A 26992-nucleotide genomic window follows, 5' to 3' on the forward strand; every position below is an offset into this window, starting at 1 on the left:
GGCGGTAATGAGTGCATCCCGAAATTCGTAAAGCGATTTCGAGCTTGGTGCGCGTTGATAGAGATTTATCTGGAGAATAATCATGACGAGTATGACTCGCCGCCGTCTGCTGACGCTTGGTGCAAGTGCTGCTGTCTTATCTGTGGTGCGGCCTTTTGAGGGCTTTGCGCAGGACGCCCATCAGCAACATATGCAGCACGGCGTGGCCAAGGCACAGACAAAAACACAGGCTTTGCCGATCCCGTCACTAATAGAACCGGATGCCGCAGGCCTTGTGAAGCTGAAGGTTCAAAAGGGGCGACATTCCTTCATCGAAGGAAGCGATGCTGCTTCTGCAGGGATTAACGGCGCTTATCTTGGTCCGGTTGTCCGGCTGAAGAACAGAGAGGCGGTCACGCTATCGGTTGAGAATGGTATGGATGAGGACACAACCCTTCATTGGCACGGTCTTTTCGTTCCCTCCATTCTGGACGGGGGGCCGCATAATGTGATCGCAGCAGGTAAAAGCTGGGAGCCGAAAGTTACCGTCAATCAACCTGCTTCGTTTAACTGGTTCCATCCGCACCTGCATGGCGACACTGCCCGACAGGCTCATATGGGCATTGCCGGGCTGATGATTGTTACGGATGGCAAGGATAGTGAACGTGGCCTGCCTGAGAGCTATGGAGTTGATGACATCCCGCTCGTCTTGCAGGATCGCAGAGTTGTTGACGGAGACAAGGTTTATCAGCCCGATATCATGGATCTGATGCACGGCTTTCGCGGCGATAAGCTAATCGTCAACGGCGTGATTGCCCCACAAGCGCAAGTTCCGCCATCCATTGTGCGGTTACGTATTCTGAACGGTGCCAATGCGCGCAATTTCCATGTGCGTCTCAGCGATGATCAGCCATTGCACGTCATCGGATCGGATGGAGGCTATTTAAGCAAGCTCGATACAGTCCAACGCCTGACGATCAGCCCGGGCGAGCGCTATGAAATTCTCGTCGATTTTTCCAAAACGAAAGGCGCTCTGGATCTGCTCACGGCCAGCGATGACAGCGGTGGTGACGACCTGTCTTTGATGCAGTTCATCGTGGATGACAAAATCGACGGTCCGGTGAAAGCTTTGCCTACTAAGCTTGATGGTCCTGATAAGCCTGACGAAAAGCTTTCGGTGCGCAGGCGGTCATATTTCTTCGATGAACGTATGGCCGAAAACATGAAACTTATGATGGGCGGTATGTCGAGTGATCCACATGCCGGACATAACATGCCAGCTATGAGCGATCACGACATGCATTCGGGTCGGAGCAATACCGACGCCGGACCTTCATTGCAGGCGCTCACATCAGGCGTTCAAATGGCGATCGCAGAAAAGCCTTTCGATATGAACCGCATTGATGCCGAAGTTAAGCTTGGATCCTGGGAAATCTGGGAGTTGACGACCAAAGAAATGGCGCATCCTTTCCATATTCACGGCGCGTCGTTCCGCATTCTTTCGCTGAATGGCGAGACACCGCCGGTCCATCAATCAGGCTGGAAAGATACGGCTTTGATCAATGGCAAGGCCGAAATTCTGGTCCATTTTGATCGCGAAGCTACGCGCAATCATCCGTTCATGTTCCACTGTCACGTGTTGGAACATGAAGACGTTGGCATGATGGCGCAATTCGTAACGGCCTGATCAACAAGTATTCTGCGCGTCGTTCACAAACGACGCGCAGTTTTATAAGTTTCGAACAATTCGCTTCGCTGTGCGTTTACCGCTTATCACCAACCAAATAAGAGGAGGAGATAATGCGATCTTTCGTTCTAGCTTCAACGATGGCACTTATTGCAGCACCAGCCTTTGCCCAAGACGTGACCGTTAAAATGTACGAGGCTCTGGAAACCGGGCAGGGGAAGGAGATGGGAACCGTAAAAGTGTCCCAGGGTACTGACGGCCTTTCATTCAAAGCGGATTTAAATGGAATGCCCGGTGGTGAACATGGCTTCCATGTTCATGAAAAGGGCAGTTGTGCGCCTGCGGAACAGGATGGGAAAATGGTTCCGGCGCAAGCAGCCGGCGGCCATTACGATCCGGAAGGTTCGAAACACCATATGGGTCCGGAAGGTCATGGTCATATGGGCGATTTACCACTGTTGAAGGCTGATGCGGACGGTAAGGTCAGTGAAACGGTTGTTGCCCCTCGCCTTAAATCACTGGACGACATTAAAGGTCGAGCACTGATGGTGCATATGGGTGGAGACAACTATGCCGACCAACCCAAGCCACTTGGTGGTGGCGGTGCGCGTTTCGCCTGTGGCGTAATTGAGTAAAGCTTCATTTGATTTCCCTGCATAGATGCTTCGCACTTTTACTGGAAATGCTTTAACCCCAATTCTCTATGCGGATTTTTGAACCGTCGGAGAAACGCGAAATATGGAACGGCGACGGATCGACCACTGGCGTTTCGCCGCTGACCATATCTGCAACCAGCCGTCCGGCACCGGGGCCGATGCCAAAACCATGTCCCGAAAACCCTGTTGCAACGATAAGACCATCAATATCGAGCAGGGGTGAAATTACTGGAATGACATCCGGCATAGTATCGATGAGGCCGGCCCATTCCTGAGCAATTGTTGCTGATGCAAAGGATGGAATAGCAGCCTTGAGTTTGGCCAATACTGCCGCATTCGCAGCGCGGTGCGGTTCAGGATCAAGTGTGCGGATTTTTTCAAAGACCGAAACTTGATCTGCGGGCCGAAGCTTCCATTGGAAGGCTTCTTCGATGAACCGCTCACCAAAACGGAACCGCAATGATTTCCATTCGGTGGAGAGCGATGGAAGGAAGTCGCGGAAAAAACGGAAACTGTCAGGCACGATATCCGCAATCGATCCACCAAGGCTAGCGACCGTGTAGCCGCCATCAAGCCGCTTACGCAGCGCGAAATCTGAAAACGCAATTGCCGGGTCCACATTTGCCTCAATAGGGGCAGTGCGAAACACCGATGATTTGACTTTGAGTTGCGGAAGGCGGGCCTTGAAGTCCGATATGATCAATCGCGACCAGGCCCCGCCTGCCACCACAATTGCCTCACAGGCAACGCGGCCTTTCTCGGTCAAAACTGCTGAAACGCGGCCATTGGTTGTCTCTATGCCGCGCACCGCACAATTTTGCAAAATGACAGCGCCCAGTTCCTGCGCCTTGGCGGCGAAAGCCGGTACTGCTTTCTGTGGCTCTGCACGCCCGTCAAGCGGGGTGATCATGCCGCCTTTGAGCTGACGCGTGAGACCGGGGGTAAGGCTGGCCGCCTGTTTGCTGCTTAAGAGTTCTGTCTCTATGCCGTGCTCGCCCGCGATTTTAATCCACTGAGCATAGCGTTCGACTTCCTCTTCTTTCTCGGCGGTATATGCGATACCCGTGATACGAAAACCGGTTTCTCGCCCGGTACGCTCATTCATGCCTTCCCAGAGGCGCATACTCTCGACAATCAGCGGCATTTCCCGGCTGTCACGACCAGTCCGGCGGCACCAGCCCCAATTGCGACTTGATTGCTCGCCCGCAATTTCACCTTTTTCAAACAGAGCAACAGGTATCCCGCGCTCGGCCAGGAAAAGGGCTGTCGATACTCCGATCACACCACCACCGATAATGGCAACCTTCGTTTCCTGCGGCAAACGCTCAGCGGTTGCCACCTTGTCGGTGATCGGCCCCATGATCAGACTCCTGCAATGCGAATATCGAATTTGGATGAAAGCAACATTGCGCGATTTGCGAGCTTGTTCAACTGGATAGTGCAGCAAATTGTTGCGTCTTCAAGTGCGTTTCGGAAAATGCCTGACACCTTTGGTCGGGTTTTATTGGCAAAGTCGTTCAAGTGCATTTATATGCGGTTCGATGATAACAGGACTCTCGGCCTCATCTATGGACGCACACACTTTGCAAGACACCAAGCTTGGCAACAATATGGCTCCAGCGCTAACGCTCTCAGGCATTAGTCGCCAGTTTGGAACAGTGCGTGCCGTTGATGATATTTCGCTCGATGTTCAACCGGGAGAGATCATCTGTCTCGTCGGTCATTCCGGCTGTGGCAAGACCTCGCTCCTGCGGATTATTGCAGGGATCGACGCGCCGGATGAAGGTCAGCTTGCCATGGGTGGCAAGACGCTGGTCAGTTGCTCCATCTTCGTGGAACCAGAAAAACGCAACATAGGTGTGGTGTTTCAGGATTATGCGCTTTTCCCGCATCTGACCGTCAGGGAAAATGTGCTGTTCGGTTTGCGCAAGATGCGCAAGGATGAGGCGAAAGCGCGGGTTGATGAGTTACTTGCGCTGGTTGGCCTTGCCGCCATGGGGGATCGCTATCCGCATATGCTTTCGGGTGGCGAGCAACAGCGGGTCGCTCTCATCAGAGCACTGGCACCAAAGCCTGATCTGCTGCTGATGGACGAACCCTTCTCCAATCTTGACCGCGGTTTGCGTGCTCGTGTGAGAAGCGAGACTGTTGCTTTGCTTCGTGCATTGGGTACGCCGGTCATTATCGTGACACATGAGGCCGAAGAGGCGTTGTCCACAGGCGATCGCGTGGTGTTGATGCGTTCCGGAAAGATCGTTCAGGCCGGTTCAGCCCGCGAACTTCATAACCAGCCTGCAACGCGCTACGCTGCGGACTTCTTCTGCGATTTCAATGCTCTTGAAGGTAAGGTAAACGGTGTTGTTGTCCAAACGCCTGTCGGCACATTGACGCTTCCGGATGATATGCGAACAGAAGGAGATGTCGCTGTCTATCTGCGTCCACGGGATATCGAGGTCATATCCTGTGAAGCGTCTGCAAAAGACGGGTTGAGCGGACATATAGAAAACCGAACCTATTTGGGCGAAACCGAGGAACTGACAGTTCGTCTGGATCAACAGGACTTCCGTCTTCGTGTCCGAACAGATCAGCATGTCGCAGCCGATGCAGCGTATGTCACCTTACGGATCGACTGGAGCAAAGCACTGGTTTTTGCGAAAAAATGAGTAAATAACTCATATTTCTTGGCGTGAATTATTGACCCTGAATATGCCAGTTCCTATAATCTTGATGCATTACACATAGTTTCAAATGAACCAAATTCTACCGGAGGTAAAATGCCCAAGATCGCGCGTGCTGGATTGGCTCTAATGGCAGCGACGTTTCTCTCAGGTGCAGCTAATGCAAATGAGGTGAATATTTACACGACGCGTGAACCTGGTTTGATCCAGCCTCTGCTGGATGCCTATAAGGAAAAGACGGGCACCACCGTCAATACCGTTTTCCTGAAAGATGGCCTTGCCGAGCGCGTTGCATCTGAAGGCGACAAATCGCCTGCTGATATCCTTATGACAGTGGATGCAGGTAATCTGGTTGATTTCGTCGATAAGGGCCTCACTCAGCCGATTGATTCAGCTGCTCTCAAGGCAGCTATTCCTGAACAGCTCCGCGATGCCAACGATAACTGGTTTGGGCTGTCGATGCGCGCTCGCGTTGTCTATGCAGACAAGGATCTCGAACTCGACAAGATCACCTATGAAGAACTGGCTGATCCAAAGTGGAAGGGCAAGATCTGCATCCGTGCTGGCCAGCATCCCTATAACACTGCTCTGATTGCCGATTATATCGCTCATCACGGTGCAGAAAAGACCGAAGAATGGCTGACTGGCCTCAAGGCCAATCTGGCGCGTAAGGCAGCCGGCGGTGACCGTGACGGCGCTAAGGATATTGTTGGCGGCATCTGCGATATCGCAGTCGCGAACTCCTACTATGTCGGTCTGATGCGCTCAGGTAAGAGCGGCGACGAGCAGAAGGCGTGGGGCGATGGCATCAAAGTCATTCTCCCAACCTTTGCCGACGGCGGCACGCAGGTGAACATCAGCGGTGCAGCTGTTGCCAAGAACGCGCCAAACAAGGATGAAGCCGTCAAGCTTCTCGAATATCTTGCATCGGACGAAGCCCAGCAGCTTTATGCAAAGGCTAACTACGAGTATCCGGTTAAGGCAGGCGCTCCGGTTGATCCAATTGTCGCATCTTTTGGTGAACTGAAGATCGACAAGGTCCCGCTTTCGGAAATCGTAAAGCATCGCAAGCAGGCCAGCGAACTGGTCGACAAAGTCGGCTTCGATAATTAAAAGCTGACTAGCAGTGAAAAAATAACGCCGGTGCAAAACCATTGCGCCGGCGTTGTAATATGAAGGTCGACAATAGCATGCCGGAACCTTTGCAAGCCGCATCGTCATCCATGCCTTATCGCACCCGCTCGGGGAGAGGCTGGTTGTGGCTCTCAGGATTGATTACGCTGTTGGTTTGCCTGCCGGTGCTCGCACTTGTCATCGAAGCGCTACGCGGTTCTTCCGGCCTTTGGAGCCATCTTTTCTCGACGATCTTCGCTACAGCCTTCACCGATACGATCATTCTGCTGGCGGGTGTCGGGCTTATCACTGCATTTGTCGGCACGTCTGCTGCATGGCTTGTAACGGCTTATGATTTTCGCGGGCGTGGTGTGCTCGAATGGGCGCTTTTGCTACCCCTCGCGGTGCCTACCTATATTATCGCCTATGCCTATCTCGATATTCTGCATCCGATCGGGCCGATACAAAGCGCGATCCGCTTTGTGCTTGGCTATGATACGCCGCGCCAGTTTCGCTTGCCGGATATAAGGTCGATGACCGGCTGTACTATTTTGCTCGGCTTCGTTCTCTATCCTTATGTTTATATTCCGACACGGGCGATGTTTCTCACACAGTCCGCCAGCCTGATTGAAGCAGCGCGGACATTGGGCGTCAGCCGCAGAGGCATTTTCTGGCGTGTAGCATTGCCACTCGCGCGCCCCGCAGTTGCCGTCGGTGTAAGCCTTGCTTTGATGGAAACACTCAATGATGTTGGTGCTGCCGAGTTTCTTGGTGTGCGGACATTGACGGTTTCGATCTACACAACATGGGTCACGCGCTTTGATTTGCCCGGTGCCGCACAGCTCGCCCTGGCGCTTTTGTTATTGGTTGTCGCACTTGTATCAATCGAGCGCTGGGCGCGGCGCAAGCAACGCTTTTCATCCAATATTCGCCACTCGCGTGGCTTTGAACCGCTTAGGGTAAGCGGCATCAATGGCCTCTGGCTTTTTGTGCTCTGTGCTGTACCAATTATCGTTGGCTTTGTCATGCCTGCGACCTATCTCGTGATTGAGGCGGTCAAACGCATGCGTTTTGCGGGCATTTCTCCTCGCCTTGCCGGTGAAGCATTCAACACGGTGATGCTGGCTTCGGTCGCGACCATTCTGGTTCTGTTGTTTGGCATGGTGGTGGCTTATGCGATGCGGCTCTTTCCGGGAACTGCCTCGCGCTGGTTCTACCGTTTTTCGACCATGGGCTATGCGGCACCCGGTACGGTGATAGCAATTGGCATCATGATCGTTTCAGGTGCAGTCGATCGTTTGTTCGATGGAGTTTTCACCTATTTCTTTGGTATTTCAACAGGGTTACTGCTGATCAGTACGGGAGCTGCCATCATCTACGCCTATGCGGCGCGCTTTCTGGCAATCTCTGCCGGAGGCATAGATGCAGGGCTCGAACGTATTCCACAATCGCTCGACCATGCTTCACGCACGCTGGGGCGCGGGGTAACCACAACATTCTGTCAGGTACATTTGCCGCTTTCAAAAACGGCTATCGTTGCCGCTGGACTTTTGGTGTTTGTCGATTGCGTGAAAGAACTACCTGCAACACTTCTGTTGCGCCCCCTCAATATAGAGACTTTTGCCACCCATCTTTATGGCGAAGCTGCGCGCGGAACCTATGAAGAGGCTTCCGTTGCCGCTTTGGCAATTGTGGCAGTCGGCATATTGCCGGTTATTCTGCTTGCGCGTGTCGGGCGTCGATTGGGTGGACAACGCAGTTAACAGCGGAAGTTCTGCAATATCAAATTGTTACAAAGCCGTTATGTATCGCGACTTTAACGCAGCCATACTTTCCCGCTTTCGAAGTTCCATAAATGCAAAAAGTCTAGCTCTATCAAGGGCTTTACAGCGGTGTGTCGGTACACTCTGACCGAGATAGCTCAATGATTTCAACACGATATTTCGCGTGAACGCAATAATATGTGACTGTATTATGAAGGGGTTTCCATGCTTCTACCACGTTGAAGCCACAAAGCGAAAGCTGAATGGGCGCATGGAAACAACGTCTCGGATTTAGACACTATAGCCATACGGGCTGGTCTTAAACACTCCGGGCATGACTTGGATGATGAAAACAATGCTGGATACGCAACAATGGCTCCCGGTCGAGTTGCTGAATATTGGTTTGGCTGCCGCCGTTTTCTTCGCCTGCCTTGTGCACTCTTTGTGGAAGGCGGTCTTTGATGAACTCAACCCCGTTTTCTGGCGCCGTACCGCGGCAGTTCTTTGGGCGGGTGTTGTCATCGTCGCTCTGAGCAGCGGAATTGAAAGCTTCAACTGGCCAATGATTATTGGTTGGATGATGGTGGTAGGCGGTGTCGTTGCGACAGCCATCCGCACAGGCATGGGCTATTATCGCCAGTATTCGGCGCAGAATGTGCGCCGTACCAAATTTACAAATGCGCGCTTTTTTGGCCCACGCGTTTCTGGACGGTGACAGCCATGTTTGCAAAGACTGTTCAAATGCCTCTGCGGCAACACCGTCCACATAGTCTGCGTTCGTTCTTTATCCGCGCTTTTGGTTCTGGACGATACCGTAGATATTCGTAGAGCGGGTGCCTGAACGGCAATAGCCCAAAATAGGGCCTTCGGCTTCAGTGAGAGCCGAGGCCATGTCATCAACATTCTCCTGGGTCAGCTGGCCGCCAACAACCGGGATGTAATAGGTCTTGATGCCAGCCTTTTCGGCAACCTTGGCAACTTCGGCAAAACTTGGCTGATCTTCTCCGCCTTCACCATCGGGACGATTGCAGATAATCGTCTGAAAACCTTCAGCCGCAATATCACGTACATCATCCGGCGAAATTTGCCCGGTGACTGAGTAATTGTTGTCGATCTGCCGAATATCCATCGTTTTTCCACCTGTAATATAAGTCGCTGAAAGGCTCATTTCCGGTTAGCGGGTATAGCTCGTTATCGGCATGATCCGCAAGTGTTGAGCCGCTGGACTTGCTTGCTGCAGAGGTGTTGGATAGTAATTCCACATGCGGGCAGAAACGACAGGCGGCGGAACGATATGACGATGCAGAACATCAGCCAAAGTGTTCCGCGTCTTGCTCGTCGTGAAACCGGTTTTCACGAAAGCGACCGTGACGTCCCGGAAGAAGTGCCTGTAGCCATGAGCTATAATGGCACAACGCATGCCGTCATGATGGCTACACCCAATGATCTCGAAGATTTCGCAGTGGGTTTCAGCCTGACCGAAGGCGTCATAGACTGCATATCGGAAATCGAAGATTTGAACATTGAAGTCTTTGAAAAAGGCATTGATATTCAGATGCGGCTTGTCGGACAGCGGGAGGAAATGCTTGTCGCTCGTCGCCGTTTCATGGCCGGGCCGGTCGGTTGCGGCTTGTGCGGGATCGATTCCATCGATCAGGCAATACGTCCATTATCTGTGATCAAGGCGGATAGCTTTCAGGTGAAAGCTGGATCGATTGTTGCTGCAATGGATGCCTTGGGTGGCGCACAGCAATTGAATAAGCAGACACATGCGGTGCACGGTGCTGGTTTTGTCGTGCCGGATGAGGGGCTTTTTGCGGTTCGCGAGGATGTTGGCAGGCATAATGCGCTCGACAAGCTAATCGGCGCGCTGGCCCGAGCGAACAAGCCTGCAAATAGCGGATTGGTGGCCATTACAAGCCGTGTCTCAGTCGAGATGGTGCAGAAGGCCGTTATTCTCGGAGTGCCGCTGCTTGCGGCGATTTCGGCACCGACGGCGCTTGCCATTCGCACAGCAGAAGACGCTAATCTGACGCTTGTGGCGCTCGTCAGAGGCGACGATTTCGACGTCTATACCCATCCTGAGCGCATCATAAGCGAGTAGCCGACCCAGCAATCGCAAGGTCGGCCAATCTTTACTTAAACAAGCGCCGCAATGCGAGCGCGTTCGCTAACAATCTGCAAAGCTGCATGGGCGGCTTCGACGCCCTTCACCTTGAAATGATTGAAGAAGAAGTCGTGATGCTCCTTGCTGTCGTGGTAATGATGCGGGGTGAGCGATACGCTAAGCACCGGAACTTCGGTCTCAAGCTGTACCTGCATCATGCCATTGATGACGGCAGTAGCAACGAAATCGTGGCGATAAATGCCGCCATCAATCACAAAAGCAGCGCCCACAATGGCAGCATAGCGGCCGGTCTTGGCGAGCGTCTTTGCATGAAGTGGAATTTCATAAGCACCGGGAACGTCGAAAACTTCAACTTCCACATTGGTGCCGGTTTTGGCTGCAAGCTCGGCGATGAAGCTTTTACGTGCTTCATCGACAATGTCCGCATGCCAGCGTGCCTGAATGAAGGCAATTTTGAAGGATGTCTTGTTCGGATAGCTCTGGTTCATAGGTTCCTCACGAAACTAGAATCAGGGCGCACAAAGGAACGCGAGTCACGCCGATTTGAGCGTAACCAAACATTCTTTCGCTCTCTTCCATCCGGACTTTAACCGTCGGCTCCGGCATCTCACCGGATCTGCTGACCCTGAAACAAACTGCCGAATCGGCTTTCTGTTGCAGGCGCTCGCGGGCTCGAAGATCGCTCTTCATACCGCCGGTGGGGAGTTTCACCCCGCCCCGAGAACAAACCCGCACACCATTGTGCGAGCGAACGAAAATTATGCATTCTCGAGGATAATGTCTAGCCCGCTCACGGTAATTTTATACTACTTTAAAAAGCAGAATGCGTTGCGCTTTGCCAATTTTCTGAACTGAGCGAAGTTTTGTCATCAGAAATATGATGAACGAACCAAGTGTTTAATTTTGCTAGTATATTTGGTAGGTTTTTTCAGCTTTCCACACTTGCGGATTGGGCTTCCCGATTTTTCTCACCTAATCCATATTGACACATATCCCGTATTTGAGCCTATCCTAAGAACACATCTTGTCTTGCAGATGATTTTCATTCAAAAAAGACAACGTTGTCAATCGCAGTAGGAGCTGCGAGAAATAAGTGGGATGGAGGTCTCAAAGCAGATTGAACGATCCTCTGGGTGTGCGGGCCTGACGCCTGACGACAGCATCCGACGAAATTTTGTTTTGTAGAGTTCTACGGGAGGTAGACACATGCATAAGTTTTTCAGAATGGCCGCGATGGGCACAGCTGCCTGTGCGATGCTTGCAGCAATGGCACCTGTTACGGCCAGCGCACAAGACAAGCAGAACGTTGAAGTCCTGCATTGGTGGACAGCTGGCGGCGAAGCTGCGGCCCTCGATGTTCTGAAGAAAGACCTCGAAGGCAAAGGCATCAGCTGGACGGATATGCCAGTTGCAGGCGGTGGCGGTACGGAAGCCATGACGGTTCTTCGTGCCCGCGTTACCGCAGGCAATGCGCCAACTGCAGTGCAGATGCTCGGCTTCGATATCCGTGACTGGGCGGAGCAGGGTGCTCTCGGCAATCTCGATGAGGTTGCAGGCAAAGAAGGTTGGGACAAGGTTATCCCGGCACCTCTGCAAGAATTTGCCAAATATGACGGCCACTGGATTGCAGCGCCTGTAAACGTTCACTCCACCAACTGGATGTGGATCAACAAGGCAGCACTCGATAAGGCTGGCGGCAAAGAGCCAACCAACTGGGATGAACTCGTAGCGCTCCTCGACAAGTTCAAGGAACAGGGCATTACCCCAATCGCTCACGGCGGTCAGCCATGGCAAGATGCGACGATTTTTGATGCCGTCGTGCTCTCCTTTGGTCCGGACTTCTACAAAAAGGCTTTCGTCGATCTCGACCCGGAAACTCTGGGTAGCGATAAGATGAAGGAAGCTTTCGACCGCATGACCAAGCTGCGTTCTTATGTGGACGACAACTTCTCCGGTCGTGACTGGAACCTTGCTTCGGCAATGGTTATCGAAGGCAAGGCTGGCGTACAGTTCATGGGTGACTGGGCAAAAGGCGAATTCATCAAGGCTGGCAAGAAGCCAGGCGAAGATTTTGTCTGCATGCGTTACCCAGAAACACAGGGTTCTGTGACCTTCAACTCCGACATGTTCGCGATGTTCAAGGTTGCCGACGACAAGGTGCCTGCACAGCTCGAAATGGCTTCGGCTATTGAAAGCCCAGCATTCCAGTCGGCCTTCAATGTGGTCAAGGGTTCGGCTCCTGCACGTACCGACGTGCCTGACACCGATTTCGACGCTTGCGGCAAGAAGGCCATCGCTGATGTGAAGGAAGCTGCAGATAAGGGAACGATGCTCGGCTCCATGGCTCATGGCTATGCAAATCCGGCTTCCGTCAAGAATGCGATCTATGACGTTGTAACCCGTCAGTTCAACGGTCAGCTCTCATCTGAAGACGCTGTCAAGGAACTGGTTACCGCCGTTGAAGGCGCGAAGTAAGCAGACAGAGATTGTCTGGGGAGCGTCCGGGATACACCCGGATGCTGTCATTGCATACGCTATAATTCAATGAAAATAATGGCTTAATACCGCCCATAACACCTGCGCTCTAAGGGCTTGTCTTAACGCACATCTGATCCGAAAATCATTGTTACTTTTCGGAATGCGCTCTTAAACAAGCTGACAGCAGGAGGCAGTAGCTTAAACAGGATGGCGCAAATATGCAGCGTAACAGCCGACTACAAGAACTGGTGCCCAAGCTGGTTCTCGCGCCGAGCTTCTTGATTGTCCTCGTCTTTGTATATGGATTTATTATCTATACAGGCGTTCTTTCTGTCACAAACAGCCGCATGTTGCCGTCCTACGGCTTTGTTGGCCTGTCAAATTATGAAAAGCTTTGGGCATTGCCACATTGGTGGCGTGCGGTAACCAATCTTGCGATTTTCGCGTCGCTTTACATTATCATTTGTTCGGTTATCGGCCTCTTTCTGGCAATCCTGCTCGATCAGAAAATCCGCGGAGAAGGCTTTCTGCGTCCGATCTACCTTTATCCGATGGCGCTTTCCTTCATCGTGACAGGTACGGCGTGGAAATGGTTTCTCGATCCGGGTATCGGTCTTGAGCACACTGTTCGATTATGGGGCTGGGAAGGTTTCACCTTCAACTGGATCAAGAGCAACACGATGGCAATTTACTGTCTGGTGATTGCTGCTGTCTGGCAGTCGTCAGGCTTTGTAATGGCCATGTTCCTTGCTGGTCTGCGTGGCGTTGACAACGAGATCATCAAAGCGGCACAGATCGACGGAGCTTCGACCGGAACAATTTATCGCCGCATCATCATTCCTTTGATGCGCCCGGTGTTCTTGTCGGCTTTTGTGGTGCTCGCGCATCTTGCAATCAAGGCCTATGATCTTGTGATCGCCTTAACTGGCGGTGGACCCGGACAGGCAACCGAATTGCCCGCGACCTTCATGTATTCCTATACGTTCACCCGCAATCAGATGGGTATCGGTGCATCTTCGGCAATCATCATGCTTGTTATGATATTCTCGATTATCATTCCGTATCTCTATTCGGAAATTCGCGGGGGGTCACGGTCATGAGCGCCCAGACCCAGGAAAACGCCATCAACAGTGGTAAGCTGACACGCGCTTTGATCTATTCTGCGCTGCTGCTCTTCGCAATTTACTATCTGCTGCCGCTCTATGTGATGCTGGTGAATTCCTTCAAGCCGCTGGAGGAAATTCGTCAAGGCGGCATGTTGGGCCTGCCACAACAATGGACAATTGAACCCTGGCTTTCGGCATGGTCGACTGCACAAATCGGCGTGCAGCCTACAGGCCTCAAGCCCTTCTTTATCAATTCGATCCTGATGGTCGTGCCTGCCGTCGCCATCTCCACTGTTGTTGGCGCACTCAACGGCTATGTACTTACCAAATGGCGCTTTCGCGGCTCCAATATTTTCTTCGGCCTGTTGCTGCTGTCCTGCTTCATTCCGTTTCAGATTGTCCTTATCCCAATGGCGCGCGTTCTGGGAATGCTCGGTATTGCGGGCACAATCTGGGGTCTGATCCTCGTTCACGTGGTCTATGGTATCGGCTTCACGACGCTTTACTTCCGCAATTATTACGAGGCATTTCCGACCGAGCTGGTACGTGCGGCGCAAATCGATGGAGCCAGCTTTTTCCAGATTTTCTGGCGCATTCTTCTGCCATCGTCTGGCCCGATCATCGTCGTCTCAATCATCTGGCAGTTCACCAATATCTGGAACGACTTCCTATTCGGTGCTTCCTTCTCTGGTGCAAATTCAACGCCCATGACTGTTGCGCTTAATAACCTCGTTTCCTCCTCCACAGGCGTCAAGGAATATAACGTTCACTTTGCAGCTGCCATTCTGGCGGCGTTACCAACGCTGATCGTCTACATTGTTTCCGGGCGCTACTTCGTGCGCGGCCTGATGTCCGGTGCCGTTAAGGGATAAGTCTGACATGTCATTTCTGAAAATTACTGATCTTTACAAATCCTACGGCAATGTCTCGGTCTTGAAGGATATCAATATCGAGATTGAGGAAGGCGGCTTTCTGGTACTCGTCGGCCCATCAGGCTGCGGCAAGTCCACATTGCTGAACACAATTGCCGGTCTTGAGCCTATTACGTCCGGCGATATTTTGATCAATGATCGTTCTGTTTCCGGCCTGCATCCTTCGCAGCGCGATATTGCGATGGTGTTTCAGTCCTATGCGCTTTATCCGAACATGACCGTGGGCGGAAACATCGCTTTCGGGATGGAAATTCGCAAAGTGCCTAAGCCTGAACGCGAGAAAGCCATTCAGGAAGTCGCAGATATTCTGCAGATCGGCCATCTGCTGGACCGCAAACCAAGCCAGCTTTCTGGTGGTCAGCGGCAACGTGTAGCGATGGGGCGCGCTTTGGTGCGCAATCCACAGGTCTTCCTGTTCGATGAGCCGCTCTCGAACCTCGATGCCAAGCTGCGCGTTGATATGCGTACCGAGATCAAGCGGTTGCATCATCGCATGAAGACCACGATTGTCTATGTGACCCATGATCAGATTGAAGCGATGACGCTTGCGACCAAGATCGCTGTTCTGAAGGACGGCGTTTTGCAGCAATTCGGCACTCCGGCTGAAATCTATAACAACCCGGCCAATATGTTCGTCGCGGATTTTATGGGCTCACCTGCGATGAACCTTCTTCATGCCGGCATCGAAAAGAACGGTTCAGAGCTTGCGGTCGTGCTTGAGCAGGGCGAGGGTGAAACGCTAAGGCTTCCGCTGAAAACAGCACCACAAAGCCTCAGTGAGTATGTGGGCAAGCAAGTCATGTTTGGTATCCGCCCTGAAGCCCTGACCGATCCTGATGGTGCTGACCGCAATGCTCATGCGGTGGTTGAAGGTGAGTGCCTGATTGATGTTGTGGAACCAGCAGGATCGGACACGTTCGCTGTGACGCGCATTGGTGGCAAGCAGGTAGTCGCGCGTTTACGTGCTGATGCCCGCATTGTTGCAGGCCAAAGGTCGCGGCTCGCATTTAATCTCGACAAGTCGGTGTTTTTCGATCCATCAACTCAAGGTCGGATTTTATAGCGGTTCATTTTAACGGGCTATTCTTTGGAATAGCTCGAACAGCGGATTTGACTAGCTTCCAATGCATGGAAACTGAACAGAGAGTTCATGTGATGCATTGGAAGACCAAACTGGCAATCGTGTTGACCGCCACTGTTGTTTCGGGCGTAGCTCATGCTGAGAGCAAAAGTCAGTATGAAGCATTAAGCACGCATCTGATTGCGGGAGACAGGACAACCGCTCTACTGAAACTTGATGCCTGTCAGCAGAAAACTGGTAGCAAGATCAAAGGAACGGCCATTACGGGTGGTGTCGTTGTTCAGTCCTTTATGAAGCTGTCGAACCCCAATCCGTCGATTATATTCTCGGATGCGCATATGACTGTTCGCGAAGACGGTACACCTGTTCTTGAATTTGTCCGTTATCGCGTGATGTCAGACGACAGTGCAACGGTTACCGTTCAAATGCTCTCTCCAAGAACATATGACGTTATAACCGAGAAAAAGGTTTTTGACTGCAAACTGGGTGATGGTTTGACTTTTGCCTATGGTGCGCCTCATTAGAGCGCCGTGCGCCCTCTTGGGCGCACAAAGGTCGCTCAAACAGATTAAATTTGCTGCACACTGCAACCATTCGGAGCGCCGATCTGATTGAAACAGATTGGCGCTCCAAATGAAAAGGGCGCTCCCAAAATTAGGAACACCCTTTTTCATGCTTGCCTGGAGGGCAAAATTCTATTTTGTGGATGCTGCGTCTAACGCAGGAAGTCCAACCCAAGAAGACCGATTGCCAGTGCGGTATTCAGCGAAATGATCATCATTCCATAGACGATCGCTGTTCTTGTAATATCGCTCATTTTCTACCTCCTTGAACCGCGACGCCTCCACATCGGATTCTAAAGCTCGAGAACTGTAACGAAATGTAACAGCCCGTTACGGGTAGCGCAACCCATTTTACATAAATGTGAACGAGTGTAACAGCCCGTGAGAAAGTGCCCAGATCCCCGATATTGGTTGGTTTGTAAGATAGTCACCGCATTGTGACGTGAAATTAACTGGCAAATTTCGCGCGGACGCTACATAAAGCAGAAGTTGTGATTGACTGACGAAGTCGTCCTTAATTCTCTGCTTTTATTCGGATTTTCATCTTGAACCGGATCGTTCCACTCGTGCTCGCAATTGCTCTTTTCATGGAGCAAATGGACTCGAACGTTATTTCAACATCGCTTCCTGCAATTGCCGCGGATATCGGCACCAGTCCAATTGCGTTAAAACTCGCATTGACGGCTTACCTCGTCTCTCTTGCGGTTTTTATTCCGGTGAGCGGATGGATGGCCGACCGATTCGGTGCCAAGAATGTCTTCCGGGCGGCGATTGCAATTTTCGTGGTTGGCTCGCTGGCTTGTGCTGCGTCCAACTCGCTCGCTGCTTTTGTGGTCGCAAGGTTTTTGCAGGGCATGGGTGGCGCGATGATGACACCGGTCGGGCGATTGGTCCTCATCCGTTCGACACCCAGAAGCGAACTCGTCTCAGCCATGGCGTGGCTCACGATCCCTGCGATGGTTGGGCCGTTGGTTGGCCCGCCTGTGGGCGGCTTCATAACGACTTTCTTCTCGTGGCACTGGATATTTCTGATCAACGTTCCGATCGGCGTAATTGGAATTTGGTTTGCGACCCGGTTTTTGCCCGACAATGATGAGCGGATCATAAAGCCTCTCGACTGGCCGGGGTTTTTTCTGTCTGGCATTGCGATGTCGGGCGTGGTTTTCGGCCTGTCGGTTGTAAGCCTTCCGGCTCTGCCGCCGATGATCGGTGTTGTGACAGTCGCTGTCGGGCTGATTTGTTCGGTTCTTTATATCCTTCACGCGCGTCGTGTCAGCGATCCGCTTCTCAACCTGAAACTCTTCGATAATCAAGTCTTCCGCTCTGCGGTTTTCGGCGGCAGTGTGTTCCGGCTGGGTATTGGCGCAATTCCGTTTCTGCTGCCTTTGATGTTCCAGCTTGGTTTTGGCATGACGCCGTTTCAGTCAGGCATGATGACATTCGTTTCCGCGATTGGTGCTATCAGCATGAAGTTTGGGGCTAAGCGCGTCTTTAGTCTGTTCGGCTTCCGCAGAACACTGATGTATGGTTCACTGATTTCAGCGGCATTCATCGCCGCAAACGGCCTGTTCTTTCCTGAAACGCCTTATGGATTCATCATCGGCTTTCTGCTGATTGGTGGATTTTTCCGCTCGATGTTCTTTACCGGCGTCAATGCTTTGGCTTTTGCCGAAATTCCCGATGCCAAGACAAGTCAGGCGACACCGATTACAGCCGTTGCGCAGCAGGTTTCAATTGCACTGGGTGTTGCGATGGCGGGTGGCATTCTTGAAATCAGCACAGCTGTGCGAGGAGCTCCGCTGCAGCTTGCGGATTTCCATATTGGCTTTTTCGTTGTTGCGGCTGTTTCGGCCACAGCGTTCTTCTGGTTTGCAAAGCTGGCGCCAGATGCTGGACGTGAGCTTTCCGGCCCGGCAATCCTCAAGTCAAAGAGCAAAGAGCGCACAGCTTTAGAGGCCGCGGATTCCGCTAACGGCAAATAAAAAGGCGGTTTTGAAAGCCGCCTTTTTCTCAACCTATCTTATCGCGCTATGACTAACCCTTAAAATCGCGGGCAAGCAGATAAAGCTCGACCGATTCTGCACGCGATGCTGGTGGCTTGATATGATGAACGGAACGGAACTTCTGTTTCAGCATTGCCAACAGATCGTTTTCAGTGCCTCCCTGGAATGTCTTGGTGAGGAAGTGCCCACCCGGCTTCAGCACTGATACCGCAAAGTCGGCCGCCACTTCACAAAGATGCACGGTACGCAAATGGTCCGTACGGCGGTGACCAGTCGTCGGTGCCGCCATGTCCGAAATCACCAGATCAGGCTTGTCACCGAGCGCCTCCATCAGCTTCTCTGGTGCCGTTTCATCGAGAAAGTCCATTTCCAGCAAAATAACGCCGGGCAATGGATCAACATGCAGATAGTCGATGCCGACAACTTGCGGGTTTTCATCGGTGGAACCGACAATCTTAGCTGCGATCTGCGACCAGCCGCCGGGAGCTGCGCCCAGATCGATGATCTTCTGGCCTTTTTTCAGAAGGTCGTAGCGATCGTTGATTTCAATCAGCTTATAAGCCGCGCGTGAGCGATAGCCGTCTTTCCTCGACTTGTGCACGTAGGGATCGTTCAGGTGACGTTCCAGCCAGCGCCGCGAGGATTCCTTGATGGTTCCGGCTTTTTTCTTCACGCGAACGCGCAGATTGCTTGTGCCAGCACCACCGCGACCACCGGTTTTCGTGCCGCCTTTGTTTCCGCCTGCTTTGCTCATCTTCAATGCCTGTTTCTTACGTCGGTTTTACCGCCAGCTTTGGCAGTTTGGGCGCGGTTATGGCGCCAGGCACCGTCACGCGACATGAGTTCGGTCAATATGCCCTCGCGTAGTCCGCGATCAGCAACGAGAAGTTTTTCACTGGGCCAGACATTGCGTATGGCATCGAGAATGGCACAGCCAGCCAGTACGAGATCGGCTCGGTCGGCACCAATACAAGGATTGGCAACCCGCGCGTCAAAATCCCATGACAAGAGACGGCTTGTCATCTGTGTCACTTCTTCTGATCCCATCCACATACCATCGACGCGACGCCGATCATAGCGTTCCAGTCCGAGATGGATTCCGGCGAGTGTGGTCACGGTGCCGGATGTGCCAAGCAGGTGAAAACGTGAACTTGCGGTGAGCTGGCCCAGACAATGACGTTCCGCAAACCCGGACAGAAGCTCCGTGACATGGCCGACCATGGCGTCGAAGCTTTCTTGCGTGACGTTACGTCCACCAAAGCGTTCGGCCAAAGTGACAACACCGACGGGGAGGGAAGTCCATGCCGTGATATGTTCGGCAAGACGCGGCGAACGGCGCTGGGATACATCGATCAGTGCGATTTCTGACGAACCGCCGCCAATATCGAAAAGCACGACTGCGTCGGTCTCGCGCGTTACCAGCGTTCCACAACCAGATACAGCAAGGCGTGCTTCTGTTTGGCGGTCAACGATTTCAAGCTCAAGCCCGGTTTCTTCACGGACCCGAGCGAGAAACTCTTCGCCATTGGCTGCCGAGCGGCAAGCCTCAGTGGCAATCAAGCGTGCACGTCTGATCTTACGTGCTGCAAGCTTATCGCGGCAGATTTTGAGCGCATCAATTGCACGCTGCATGGCATGTTCGCTCAAACGACCAGATGAGCTAAGACCTTCGCCAAGGCGAACAATGCGCGAAAATGCATCGACTACGCGGAATTGGCCCGGGCGTGTTGGCGAGGCGATCAGCAAGCGGCAATTGTTGGTACCAAGATCCAGCGCTGCATAAAGCGGTGCTTCCTGCACATTGCTGCGCGGAAGATGCGTTCCACTTTGATTGCGCTTGGATTGCTGTGATTGCCCCTGAGAGTTATCTGAGCGGGGAGCAGCATTCTGGGCCTTCGCTACATTGTCTGCATGCAAAGGCAAACCGCTTTGCTGCCGGGCCTGCTTTTTCTTGCGGGCGCGGCGACGGCGATTCGATATTTTCCCAACTGGTTTGCCGTCGACAGATTTGGCATCGACAGCAGGAGCTTCAGCAACGACTGGCTTTTGCGTATGCGCTTCCGTACCGCGAGATACTTTCCCGCGATTGCGACGGCGTGCACGCTTGCGCTGGCTTTGCGAGCCCTTGCTTTCCGTGTCTGAGCGTCCTGAATCGGAGGCATTGGGTGCCTTGCCGACTTCTGAAACGGCTTCCTTGCGCGGTTTGCGCTTGCCGTTCTCGGGCGGATTCCGGGTCTGTAGATTGCCCGTTTGTCCACCGGACGCCCCTTGATGCGCCATTCCTGCAGGGCGCTCCTCGGGGTTCTTCAAGGTTTTTATCCTTATGGCGCCGCGCGAACCTGAAAGGACGCAAGCAAGGCGCTTCAATTTTTACGTTGTCCTTAATGTAACAGCGCTTTGGGCATTTACCAAGGGGCAGGCAGGGAAGTGACATTGGAAAATTGATAAAACCACGAATGAATTTAATAGGGCACATATGATCAGGGGCTTTCGTTGTGCACAAAAGCCCCTGATCTCGAAGTATAGGTTGTTCTGGTGAGCGTTAGATATCGTAGCTATGTGCCGCATTGATCGTAGCTACGAATTGTTTGGTGCGTTCGCGCGCCGGATTGACGAAGACATCATGCGCGCTGCCAGTCTCGATAATGTTGCCTGACTCCAGAAACACGACATTTTGCGCGATCTTGGAAGCAAGACGCAAATCATGCGTCGCAATGACCATTGTCGTGCCTTCCTTGGCCAGTTTGCTCAACACATCTACAACTTCGGATGCGAGCTCTGGATCAAGTGCTGACGTCGGCTCATCACACAGAAGCACACGCGGCGAAGGAGCCAGCGCACGCGCTATGGCGATGCGCTGCTGCTGTCCGCCGGAAAGGGTTGCAGGCCATGCATCGGCCTTGTGCGCCATTCCGACTTTTGTCAGCAATTCCATTGCCCGTTCCTGCGCCTTTGCCTTTGGCCATTTCAGGACCGTTACGAGGCCTTCCATGACGTTCTGGATTGCAGTCTGGTGCGGAAAGAGCTGGAAGTTCTGAAACACCATGCCGGTTTGGCGGCGGATCGACTGGATCGCCTGCCAGCTTGGCTTATGATCAGGATCGAGCGTAATGCTTTGTCCGCCAAGAACCAGCGTGCCGGAAGTCGGAATCTCAAGCAGATTGATGCAGCGCAGCAAGGTGCTTTTGCCGCCGCCCGACGGACCGACAAGTGCCGTAACCGTGCCTTCGGCGATCTTCACATTGATATCATTGAGGATAACAACGTTATCGAAGCTTTTTACGATATTTTTGAGCTCGATCATGCGTTTGTCTCCAATGTTCCGCCATAGCGTCTGAAGCGCTTTTCGAGCCGTGCCTGAAGATGGGACAGGACAGTGCTGAGCGCCAGATAAATCAGCGCAGCTTCGATATAGAGGATCAGAGGTTCATAGGTCGTAGCAACAATGCGCTGTGCTGACTGGAAAAGCTCTGGCACCGTAATTGCTGCGGCAAGCGAGGTATCCTTTACCAACGAGATAAAGGTATTCGACAGCGGCGGAACAGCAGTGCGGGTAGCTTGTGGCAGAATGGTGCGGGTCAGTGCCTGACGCCAGCTCATGCCAATCGAATACGCGGCTTCCCACTGGCCTTTCGGCACAGAGGAAATAACAGCACGAATGACCTCGGAGCTGTAGGCACCGACGTTGAGCGAAAAGCCAATGACTGCTGCCGTAAAGGCGTCGAGATAAATGCCAGCGCTTGGAAGGCCATAAAAGATCACGAACAGCTGAACCAGCATTGGTGTGCCGCGGAAAATCCACACGTAAAAACGTGCGATGAGCGACACCCAAACAGGGGAAAACAGGCGTACGAGCGCTGTAAGAAGCCCGAGGGACAGCCCAAATATGAAGGACAGAATTGTCAGAGGGATGGTGAACATCAGCCCGGCCCACAGCAGGGTGGGCAGGGAATCCGCCATGAGTAGAAGCCAATCGGGCACGTGTTCGGTCCTTAAATGGGAGATTCCAGAAATGGATGCGCTTCAGAACGGTATATAGGCACAACGAAAGGAAGCCGGAAACATGTTCCGGCTTCCTTAATTGCACTTATTTGAAAATTATTTCGAAACGTCCTGGCCGAAATACTTCTGCGAAATCTTGTCGTAAGTGCCGTCAGCCTTGATTTCATCAAGAGCCTTGTTGATTGCAGCGACCAGATCGTCATCACCCTTGCGAACAATGATGCCTGAAGCGTCTGCATTTTCCTTTTCAGCGACAACCTTCACAGGTGCGTTTGGCTGATGCTTTTTGAAATCAAGGTACGACAGGCTGTCATTGAGCGTCGCGTCGGCACGGCCGGTCAGCACCAGCTGGACCGATTGATCAAAGCCGTCGGTTGCAACCAGTTCTGCGCCAGCTTCTTTGGCAATGCGACCATAATTACTGGTCAGCGACTGAGCAGACTTTGTACCCTTCAGGTCAGCAAAATCCTTGATCGTATCGTTCTTGTCATTGACGATAAGAACAACCTTGGAAACGATGTAAGGGTTGGAAAAAGCGAATTTCTTCTGGCGTTCTTCAGTGATACCAACCTGATTGATGACTGCGTCATAACGCTTGGCATCGAGACCGGCAATAAGACCGTCCCACTTACCTTCGACGAATTCAGGCTTCACACCGAGCTTCTGAGCAACAGCTTCACCGATTTCCACGTCAAAACCGACAAGTTTGTTTTCCTTGTCGTGGAAGGTGAACGGTGCATAGGTGCCTTCTGTGCCGATCTTCAGCACGCCTGCCGATTTGATGGCGTCAAGGTTTTCACCGGCCAGTGCGGTCGAGAGGAGGGCTGCCTGGAGAACACCAACGGTGGCGAGGATTTTTGCGAACTTCATTTTGAGGCTACCTGTAAAATTATTCGGTGAGACGTAAAATACAGGAATTTAATTCTAATGAAGCGTCTAAAATCGCAGCCTTAGCCCCCCATGAAGAAATTATTTCTATTTTATTATCAATTACAGCAATCTGAATCCGCATATCGGGATCTGGCAATTTCTGGTTCTAAAGTACGGCGCATTTTATAATATCCATGCGATCTTTATATTCACGCATGATTTTGTCCCAAAACCGGTTCCCACTTTTGGGAGACATACTGAACCACAATGAAAAACGCCGCCTTTCGGCGGCGTTTGTAGATCGATTGTCTCTGTAATCAGGCTTTACCAAAACCACCGCCTGTTGGCGTCACAACGGTAAAGGCTTCACCTGCTTCAAGCACGGTCTGGTCGCAATTGCCGAGCACCTCAACGGTGCCATCCTTGCGGCGCACTTCGTTGCGTCCGGTCTGACCCGGTTCGCCGCCTTCAAGACCGAATGGTGCTACCCGACGATGACCAGACAAAATTGCAAAGTCGAGCGTCTTCAGTGCACGGATCGTGCGCTTGGTGCCATCACCTGCATGCCACTTGCCCTTTCCACCAGAGCCTTCGCGAATATGGAAGTCTTCCAGCAATACCGGGAACCGTGTTTCCAGAATCTCTGGATCGGTGAGGCGGGAATTGGTCATATGCGTATGGACCGCATCAGCACCATTAAATCCCGGCCCAGCAGGGGCACCGGAGCAGATGGTTTCGTAATACTGATACTCGTCATTGCCGAATGTCAGATTATTCATGGTGCCTTGCGCTGCAGCCATCGCCTTGGTTGCGCCAAACAGACAATTGGTGACTGCCTGACTGACTTCGACATTGCCTGCTACAACAGCAGCCGGGAAGCGTGGAGAGAGCATCGAGCCTTGCGGAACGATGATTTTGATCGGCCTCAGGCAACCGGCATTCATCGGAATGTCGCCCTCAACCAACACGCGGAACACGTACAGCACTGCAGCACGCGTTACGGGTTCGGGTGCATTGAAGTTGTCTGGACGTTGTTCTGAGGTGCCGGTGAAATCGACCGTTGCTTCGCGCTTATCGCGGTCAATTGTGACCCGAACTTCGATCTGGCAACCCTGATCCATTTCATAGGTGAAATGACCGTCTGGCAGCTTGTCGAGAACACGGCGCACACTTTCAGCTGCATTGTCCTGAACATGGCCCATATAAGCTTTGACGACATCTTCGCCGAAGAGGCCGATGATTTTTTTAAGCTCAGCGACGCCCTTTTCATTGGCCGCAATCTGCGCTTTCAGATCGTTGACGTTCTGAGTGAGGTTGCGCACCGGATAGGTCGCTCCTGTCAGAAGTGTTGAGAGAGCATCTTCGCGGAAAGTGCCGCGATCAACCAGCTTGAAGTTGTCGATATAGACGCCTTCCTGCTCAATGTTCACTGCCAAGGGCGACATTGAACCAGGCGCGATGCCTCCAATGTCGGCATGGTGACCACGGCTTGCAACCCAGAACCGAATTTCACGATTTTCATCGTCAAACACTGGCGTGCAGACGGTCAAATCGGGCAGGTGCGTTCCACCATTGTAAGGCGCGTTGATCAGGAACACGTCGCCCGGCTTGATATCTGTGTTCTCACGGATAGCCGTTGCAACGGACGCATCCATGGAGCCGAGATGCACTGGCATGTGCGGTGCATTGGCAACCAGGTTGCCTTCTGCATCAAACACGGCGCAAGAGAAATCGAGACGTTCTTTGATGTTGACCGAATAGGCCGTGTTCTGGAGCGTTACGCCCATCTGCTCTGCAATAGACATGAAGAGATTGTTGAAAATCTCAAGCATGACCGGATCGGCTTCTGTACCGATTGCTGTGCGCAAAGGGAGTGCCTTGATACGTGTCAGAACGATATGATCATGCTGGGTCAGGCGGGCTTGCCAGCCATCTTCGATGACAATCGTCTGGTTCTTTTCGATGATGATTGCAGGGCCGGTAACAGTCTGGCCACGCTGGATCTTCTCGCGAATAACAACGCCTGCATCATGGAATTCCCCATGCGAAAAGAAGCTAGAGCGCTTCGCGGTTTCCGCCTCCAGATCGCTTTCGAGAGAGAGGCTCGTTTCCGTTTCGCCTGCACCACCGCCAACTGCTTCGACTTCAACAGCATCGATGACCAATGCCTTGTTTTCTGCAATGAACCCGAAACGGCGCTTATGTGCGATTTCAAATTCAGAACGCAAACGTTGGGCGTTGTCCTCAGAAGGGAAGGTTGCTTCAATTGAAAGCACCGTATCCGTACCCGCATAACGGATATGCGCACGCAGATGTCGCTTGATGGCATCGGTTTCGATGCCTTGTGTTGTGAGTTCCGCAACGCATTCTAGTGCGAGTTCTTCGGCAAGGACATTCAGTGCGGCAGGTGCCGAAGCATCAAGTGATACGCCTAGAGCTTTCTGACGCGTTGCGCGAATATCCGCGAGGCCCATGCCGTATGCTGAAAGTAGTCCCGACATTGGATGAAGAAGGATGTTCTTCATGCCGAGTGCGTCAGCAACGAGGCAAGCATGCTGACCGCCAGCGCCCCCGAAGCAGCTTAACGCGTAGCGGGTGACATCATAGCCGCGCTGGACGGAGATTTTCTTGATCGCCTCGACCATATTGGCCACAGCAATGCGGATGAAGCCGTCTGCCACTGTCTCCGGCGAACGACCGTCGCCAATCTGAGCGGCCAGATCTGTGAACAACTCACGCACGCGCGCGACATCGAGCGGTTGATTCTGCTCAGGTCCAAAAATCGCAGGGAAGTAATCGGGGATTAATTTGCCAAGCATGACATTGGCGTCTGTGACAGCGAGTGGCCCACCATTGCGATAGCAGGCAGGGCCGGGGTTTGCACCCGCCGAATCTGGTCCAACGCGGAACCGTCCGGCATCGTAATGCAGGATAGAGCCACCGCCAGCAGCGACTGTATGGATCAGCATCATCGGCGCACGAACACGGACGCCCGCGACTTCTGTCTCAAAGGCGCGCTCATATTCGCCATCAAAATGGGCGACGTCGGTTGACGTGCCGCCCATATCAAAGCCGATGACTTGACCGAATCCGGCAGTCTCACCGGTACGGGCGAGACCTACGACACCACCCGCAGGACCGGACAGAATTGCATCTTTGCCCTGAAACAGATCAGCGGCGGTAAGGCCACCCGATGACATCATGAACATAACGCGAGCGCCAGTGCGTTCGACGTCGAGTTCATTGGAAACCTGTGCGACATAGCGGCGAAGGACAGGTGAAAGATAAGCATCGACCACAGTCGTATCGCCACGCCCGACCAGCTTGATCAGGGGAGAGACTTCATGGCTGACGGATACTTGTTCAAATCCGATTTCGCGCGCAATGCGAGCGATTTCGGCTTCATGCTCAGGAAACTTATAGGCATGCATGAGGGCAATTGCGATCGACTTATAGCCCTGTTCTTTAAGAAAACGCAGCGCAGCTGCGGCCTCGGCAGGATCGAGCGTTTTTTCGACTGTGCCGTCTGCACGGACGCGCTCATTCAGCTCGGTCACACTATCATAAAGCGCTTCTGGCTTGATTATTTCGGTCGCAAAGATGTTTTTGCGTTCCTGATAACCGATGCGCAGAGCGTCGCGGAAGCCCTTGGTGGTGATAAGTGCCAGCCGTTCGCCCTTGCGCTCGAGAAGTGCATTCGTGGCAACGGTCGTGCCCATGCGCACTTCGCCAATCAGCCCTGCTGGAACTGGCTCCCCAGCGGTCAGGCCAAGATGCAAACGGATGCCGTGAACGGCCGCATCCTTATAGGCTGACGGGTTTTCGGAGAGAACCTTGCGTGCATGAAGTGTGCCCTGCGGGTCGCGTCCGATGACGTCGGTGAACGTGCCACCACGGTCGATCCAGAAGTCCCACACCCCGCTTCCCGTTCCGCTCATTCTTGGCTCCCTCAT

The 26992-nt window shown here is 52.7% G+C and carries 22 protein-coding genes and 1 riboswitch; of the genes, 13 read left to right on the forward strand and 9 right to left on the reverse strand.

Annotated elements, in window-relative coordinates:
- Positions 1 to 82: 82 nt before the first annotated feature.
- The gene (gene cueO, locus QBD00_RS08510; RefSeq protein WP_318579193.1) at positions 83 to 1666 is read left to right on the forward strand and encodes a multicopper oxidase CueO; all 1584 of its coding nucleotides are present in this window, start codon (positions 83 to 85) and stop codon (positions 1664 to 1666) included.
- Between the two features lie 113 nt (positions 1667 to 1779).
- Positions 1780 to 2301, forward strand: a complete 522-nt coding sequence (gene sodC, locus QBD00_RS08515) for a superoxide dismutase [Cu-Zn] SodC (protein ID WP_318579194.1) — start codon at positions 1780 to 1782, stop codon at positions 2299 to 2301.
- 52 nt (positions 2302 to 2353) lie between these two features.
- Here the strand turns inward: sodC and QBD00_RS08520 are convergent, their stop codons facing one another.
- On the reverse strand, positions 2354 to 3682 hold the full coding sequence (locus QBD00_RS08520; protein ID WP_318579195.1) for an FAD-binding oxidoreductase: 1329 nt from the start codon (positions 3680 to 3682) through the stop codon (positions 2354 to 2356).
- Between the two features lie 208 nt (positions 3683 to 3890).
- Here QBD00_RS08520 and QBD00_RS08525 point away from each other — a divergent pair, with 208 nt between their 5' ends.
- The 4 genes from QBD00_RS08525 (at position 3891) to QBD00_RS08540 (ending at position 8591) form a co-directional block, all read left to right on the forward strand.
- Positions 3891 to 4985 carry an ABC transporter ATP-binding protein gene (locus QBD00_RS08525; RefSeq protein ID WP_318579196.1) on the forward strand — a complete coding sequence of 365 codons (1095 nt, stop codon included), beginning with the start codon at positions 3891 to 3893 and terminating at the stop codon, positions 4983 to 4985.
- Positions 4986 to 5096: 111 nt separating this feature from the next.
- Positions 5097 to 6113, forward strand: a complete 1017-nt coding sequence (locus QBD00_RS08530) for a Fe(3+) ABC transporter substrate-binding protein (protein ID WP_024896321.1) — start codon at positions 5097 to 5099, stop codon at positions 6111 to 6113.
- 77 nt (positions 6114 to 6190) lie between these two features.
- Entirely contained in the window at positions 6191 to 7876 is a 1686-nt protein-coding gene (locus QBD00_RS08535) for an iron ABC transporter permease (protein WP_318579292.1), read from the forward strand.
- Between the two features lie 355 nt (positions 7877 to 8231).
- On the forward strand, positions 8232 to 8591 hold the full coding sequence (locus tag QBD00_RS08540; protein ID WP_151092104.1) for a hypothetical protein: 360 nt from the start codon (positions 8232 to 8234) through the stop codon (positions 8589 to 8591).
- Between the two features lie 69 nt (positions 8592 to 8660).
- Here QBD00_RS08540 and QBD00_RS08545 read toward each other — a convergent pair whose 3' ends face one another.
- Positions 8661 to 9005: a TIGR01244 family sulfur transferase gene (locus QBD00_RS08545; protein WP_151092106.1), complete on the reverse strand. Its 345-nt coding sequence runs from the start codon at positions 9003 to 9005 to the stop codon at positions 8661 to 8663.
- Between the two features lie 165 nt (positions 9006 to 9170).
- Between QBD00_RS08545 and fdhD the strand changes: the two genes are divergently transcribed.
- Positions 9171 to 9980, forward strand: a complete 810-nt coding sequence (fdhD, locus tag QBD00_RS08550) for a formate dehydrogenase accessory sulfurtransferase FdhD (protein WP_318579197.1) — start codon at positions 9171 to 9173, stop codon at positions 9978 to 9980.
- Positions 9981 to 10015: 35 nt separating this feature from the next.
- On the opposite strand, the gene QBD00_RS08555 is transcribed toward fdhD, so the two are convergent.
- Positions 10016 to 10492: a 6,7-dimethyl-8-ribityllumazine synthase gene (locus QBD00_RS08555; protein WP_094574265.1), complete on the reverse strand. Its 477-nt coding sequence runs from the start codon at positions 10490 to 10492 to the stop codon at positions 10016 to 10018.
- A 75-nt stretch (positions 10493 to 10567) separates the two neighbouring features.
- Positions 10568 to 10733, reverse strand: a riboswitch (FMN riboswitch).
- 477 nt (positions 10734 to 11210) lie between these two features.
- Between QBD00_RS08555 and QBD00_RS08560 the strand changes: the two genes are divergently transcribed.
- The 6 genes from QBD00_RS08560 to QBD00_RS08585 all read left to right on the forward strand — a co-directional run bounded on the left by QBD00_RS08560 (position 11211) and on the right by QBD00_RS08585 (position 18146).
- Positions 11211 to 12479 carry an ABC transporter substrate-binding protein gene (locus QBD00_RS08560; RefSeq protein WP_318579198.1) on the forward strand — a complete coding sequence of 423 codons (1269 nt, stop codon included), beginning with the start codon at positions 11211 to 11213 and terminating at the stop codon, positions 12477 to 12479.
- 221 nt (positions 12480 to 12700) lie between these two features.
- On the forward strand, positions 12701 to 13582 hold the full coding sequence (locus QBD00_RS08565) for a carbohydrate ABC transporter permease (RefSeq protein ID WP_024896313.1): 882 nt from the start codon (positions 12701 to 12703) through the stop codon (positions 13580 to 13582).
- Positions 13579 to 14460 carry a carbohydrate ABC transporter permease gene (locus QBD00_RS08570; RefSeq protein ID WP_318579199.1) on the forward strand — a complete coding sequence of 294 codons (882 nt, stop codon included), beginning with the start codon at positions 13579 to 13581 and terminating at the stop codon, positions 14458 to 14460. The genes QBD00_RS08565 and QBD00_RS08570 overlap by 4 nt, the downstream gene beginning before the upstream one ends.
- Before the next feature lie 7 nt (positions 14461 to 14467).
- Positions 14468 to 15583 carry a sn-glycerol-3-phosphate ABC transporter ATP-binding protein UgpC gene (locus QBD00_RS08575; RefSeq protein WP_318579200.1) on the forward strand — a complete coding sequence of 372 codons (1116 nt, stop codon included), beginning with the start codon at positions 14468 to 14470 and terminating at the stop codon, positions 15581 to 15583.
- Positions 15584 to 15675: 92 nt separating this feature from the next.
- Positions 15676 to 16125 carry a VirK family protein gene (locus QBD00_RS08580; RefSeq protein ID WP_318579201.1) on the forward strand — a complete coding sequence of 150 codons (450 nt, stop codon included), beginning with the start codon at positions 15676 to 15678 and terminating at the stop codon, positions 16123 to 16125.
- A 584-nt stretch (positions 16126 to 16709) separates the two neighbouring features.
- A complete protein-coding gene (locus QBD00_RS08585; RefSeq protein ID WP_318579202.1) occupies positions 16710 to 18146 on the forward strand; it encodes an MFS transporter in 1437 nt (478 codons plus the stop codon).
- 52 nt (positions 18147 to 18198) lie between these two features.
- On the opposite strand, the gene QBD00_RS08590 is transcribed toward QBD00_RS08585, so the two are convergent.
- The 6 genes from QBD00_RS08590 to QBD00_RS08615 all read right to left on the reverse strand — a co-directional run bounded on the left by QBD00_RS08590 (position 18199) and on the right by QBD00_RS08615 (position 26992).
- Positions 18199 to 18921 carry an RlmE family RNA methyltransferase gene (locus QBD00_RS08590; RefSeq protein WP_151092120.1) on the reverse strand — a complete coding sequence of 241 codons (723 nt, stop codon included), beginning with the start codon at positions 18919 to 18921 and terminating at the stop codon, positions 18199 to 18201.
- A 2-nt stretch (positions 18922 to 18923) separates the two neighbouring features.
- Entirely contained in the window at positions 18924 to 20477 is a 1554-nt protein-coding gene (locus tag QBD00_RS08595) for a Ppx/GppA phosphatase family protein (RefSeq protein ID WP_318579203.1), read from the reverse strand.
- Positions 20478 to 20709: 232 nt separating this feature from the next.
- On the reverse strand, positions 20710 to 21471 hold the full coding sequence (locus tag QBD00_RS08600) for an amino acid ABC transporter ATP-binding protein (protein ID WP_318579204.1): 762 nt from the start codon (positions 21469 to 21471) through the stop codon (positions 20710 to 20712).
- Positions 21468 to 22148, reverse strand: coding sequence for an amino acid ABC transporter permease (locus tag QBD00_RS08605; protein WP_095444316.1), 681 nt, complete (start codon positions 22146 to 22148; stop codon positions 21468 to 21470). Before QBD00_RS08605 ends, QBD00_RS08600 begins: the two co-directional genes overlap by 4 nt.
- A 117-nt stretch (positions 22149 to 22265) precedes the next feature.
- Positions 22266 to 23039 (reverse strand): amino acid ABC transporter substrate-binding protein, encoded by a 774-nt coding sequence (locus tag QBD00_RS08610; protein ID WP_151092126.1) that lies wholly within the window; start codon positions 23037 to 23039, stop codon positions 22266 to 22268.
- A 317-nt stretch (positions 23040 to 23356) separates the two neighbouring features.
- On the reverse strand, positions 23357 to 26992 hold the full coding sequence (locus tag QBD00_RS08615; protein ID WP_318579205.1) for a hydantoinase B/oxoprolinase family protein: 3636 nt from the start codon (positions 26990 to 26992) through the stop codon (positions 23357 to 23359).

Source organism: Ochrobactrum sp. AN78, from assembly GCF_029909885.1.
Taxonomy (GTDB): Bacteria; Pseudomonadota; Alphaproteobacteria; order Rhizobiales; family Rhizobiaceae; genus Brucella; species Brucella quorumnocens.

Bases quoted from the DNA above. Each gene is read 5' to 3' on its own strand.
- QBD00_RS08610 (WP_151092126.1), bottom strand. From the start codon at position 23,039: ATGAAGTTCGCAAAAATCCTCGCCACCGTTGGTGTTCTCCAGGCAGCC.
- QBD00_RS08530 (WP_024896321.1), top strand. From the start codon at position 5,097: ATGCCCAAGATCGCGCGTGCTGGATTGGCTCTAATGGCAGCGACGTTT.
- QBD00_RS08615 (WP_318579205.1), bottom strand. From the start codon at position 26,992: ATGAGGGAGCCAAGAATGAGCGGAACGGGAAGCGGGGTGTGGGACTTC.
- sodC (WP_318579194.1), top strand. From the start codon at position 1,780: ATGCGATCTTTCGTTCTAGCTTCAACGATGGCACTTATTGCAGCACCA.
- cueO (WP_318579193.1), top strand. From the start codon at position 83: ATGACGAGTATGACTCGCCGCCGTCTGCTGACGCTTGGTGCAAGTGCT.
- QBD00_RS08560 (WP_318579198.1), top strand. From the start codon at position 11,211: ATGCATAAGTTTTTCAGAATGGCCGCGATGGGCACAGCTGCCTGTGCG.
- QBD00_RS08555 (WP_094574265.1), bottom strand. From the start codon at position 10,492: ATGAACCAGAGCTATCCGAACAAGACATCCTTCAAAATTGCCTTCATT.
- QBD00_RS08590 (WP_151092120.1), bottom strand. From the start codon at position 18,921: ATGAGCAAAGCAGGCGGAAACAAAGGCGGCACGAAAACCGGTGGTCGC.
- QBD00_RS08575 (WP_318579200.1), top strand. From the start codon at position 14,468: ATGTCATTTCTGAAAATTACTGATCTTTACAAATCCTACGGCAATGTC.
- QBD00_RS08545 (WP_151092106.1), bottom strand. From the start codon at position 9,005: ATGGATATTCGGCAGATCGACAACAATTACTCAGTCACCGGGCAAATT.
- fdhD (WP_318579197.1), top strand. From the start codon at position 9,171: ATGACGATGCAGAACATCAGCCAAAGTGTTCCGCGTCTTGCTCGTCGT.
- QBD00_RS08535 (WP_318579292.1), top strand. From the start codon at position 6,191: ATGCCGGAACCTTTGCAAGCCGCATCGTCATCCATGCCTTATCGCACC.
- QBD00_RS08520 (WP_318579195.1), bottom strand. From the start codon at position 3,682: ATGGGGCCGATCACCGACAAGGTGGCAACCGCTGAGCGTTTGCCGCAG.
- QBD00_RS08565 (WP_024896313.1), top strand. From the start codon at position 12,701: ATGCAGCGTAACAGCCGACTACAAGAACTGGTGCCCAAGCTGGTTCTC.
- QBD00_RS08580 (WP_318579201.1), top strand. From the start codon at position 15,676: ATGCATTGGAAGACCAAACTGGCAATCGTGTTGACCGCCACTGTTGTT.
- QBD00_RS08525 (WP_318579196.1), top strand. From the start codon at position 3,891: ATGGACGCACACACTTTGCAAGACACCAAGCTTGGCAACAATATGGCT.
- QBD00_RS08570 (WP_318579199.1), top strand. From the start codon at position 13,579: ATGAGCGCCCAGACCCAGGAAAACGCCATCAACAGTGGTAAGCTGACA.
- QBD00_RS08600 (WP_318579204.1), bottom strand. From the start codon at position 21,471: ATGATCGAGCTCAAAAATATCGTAAAAAGCTTCGATAACGTTGTTATC.
- QBD00_RS08540 (WP_151092104.1), top strand. From the start codon at position 8,232: ATGCTGGATACGCAACAATGGCTCCCGGTCGAGTTGCTGAATATTGGT.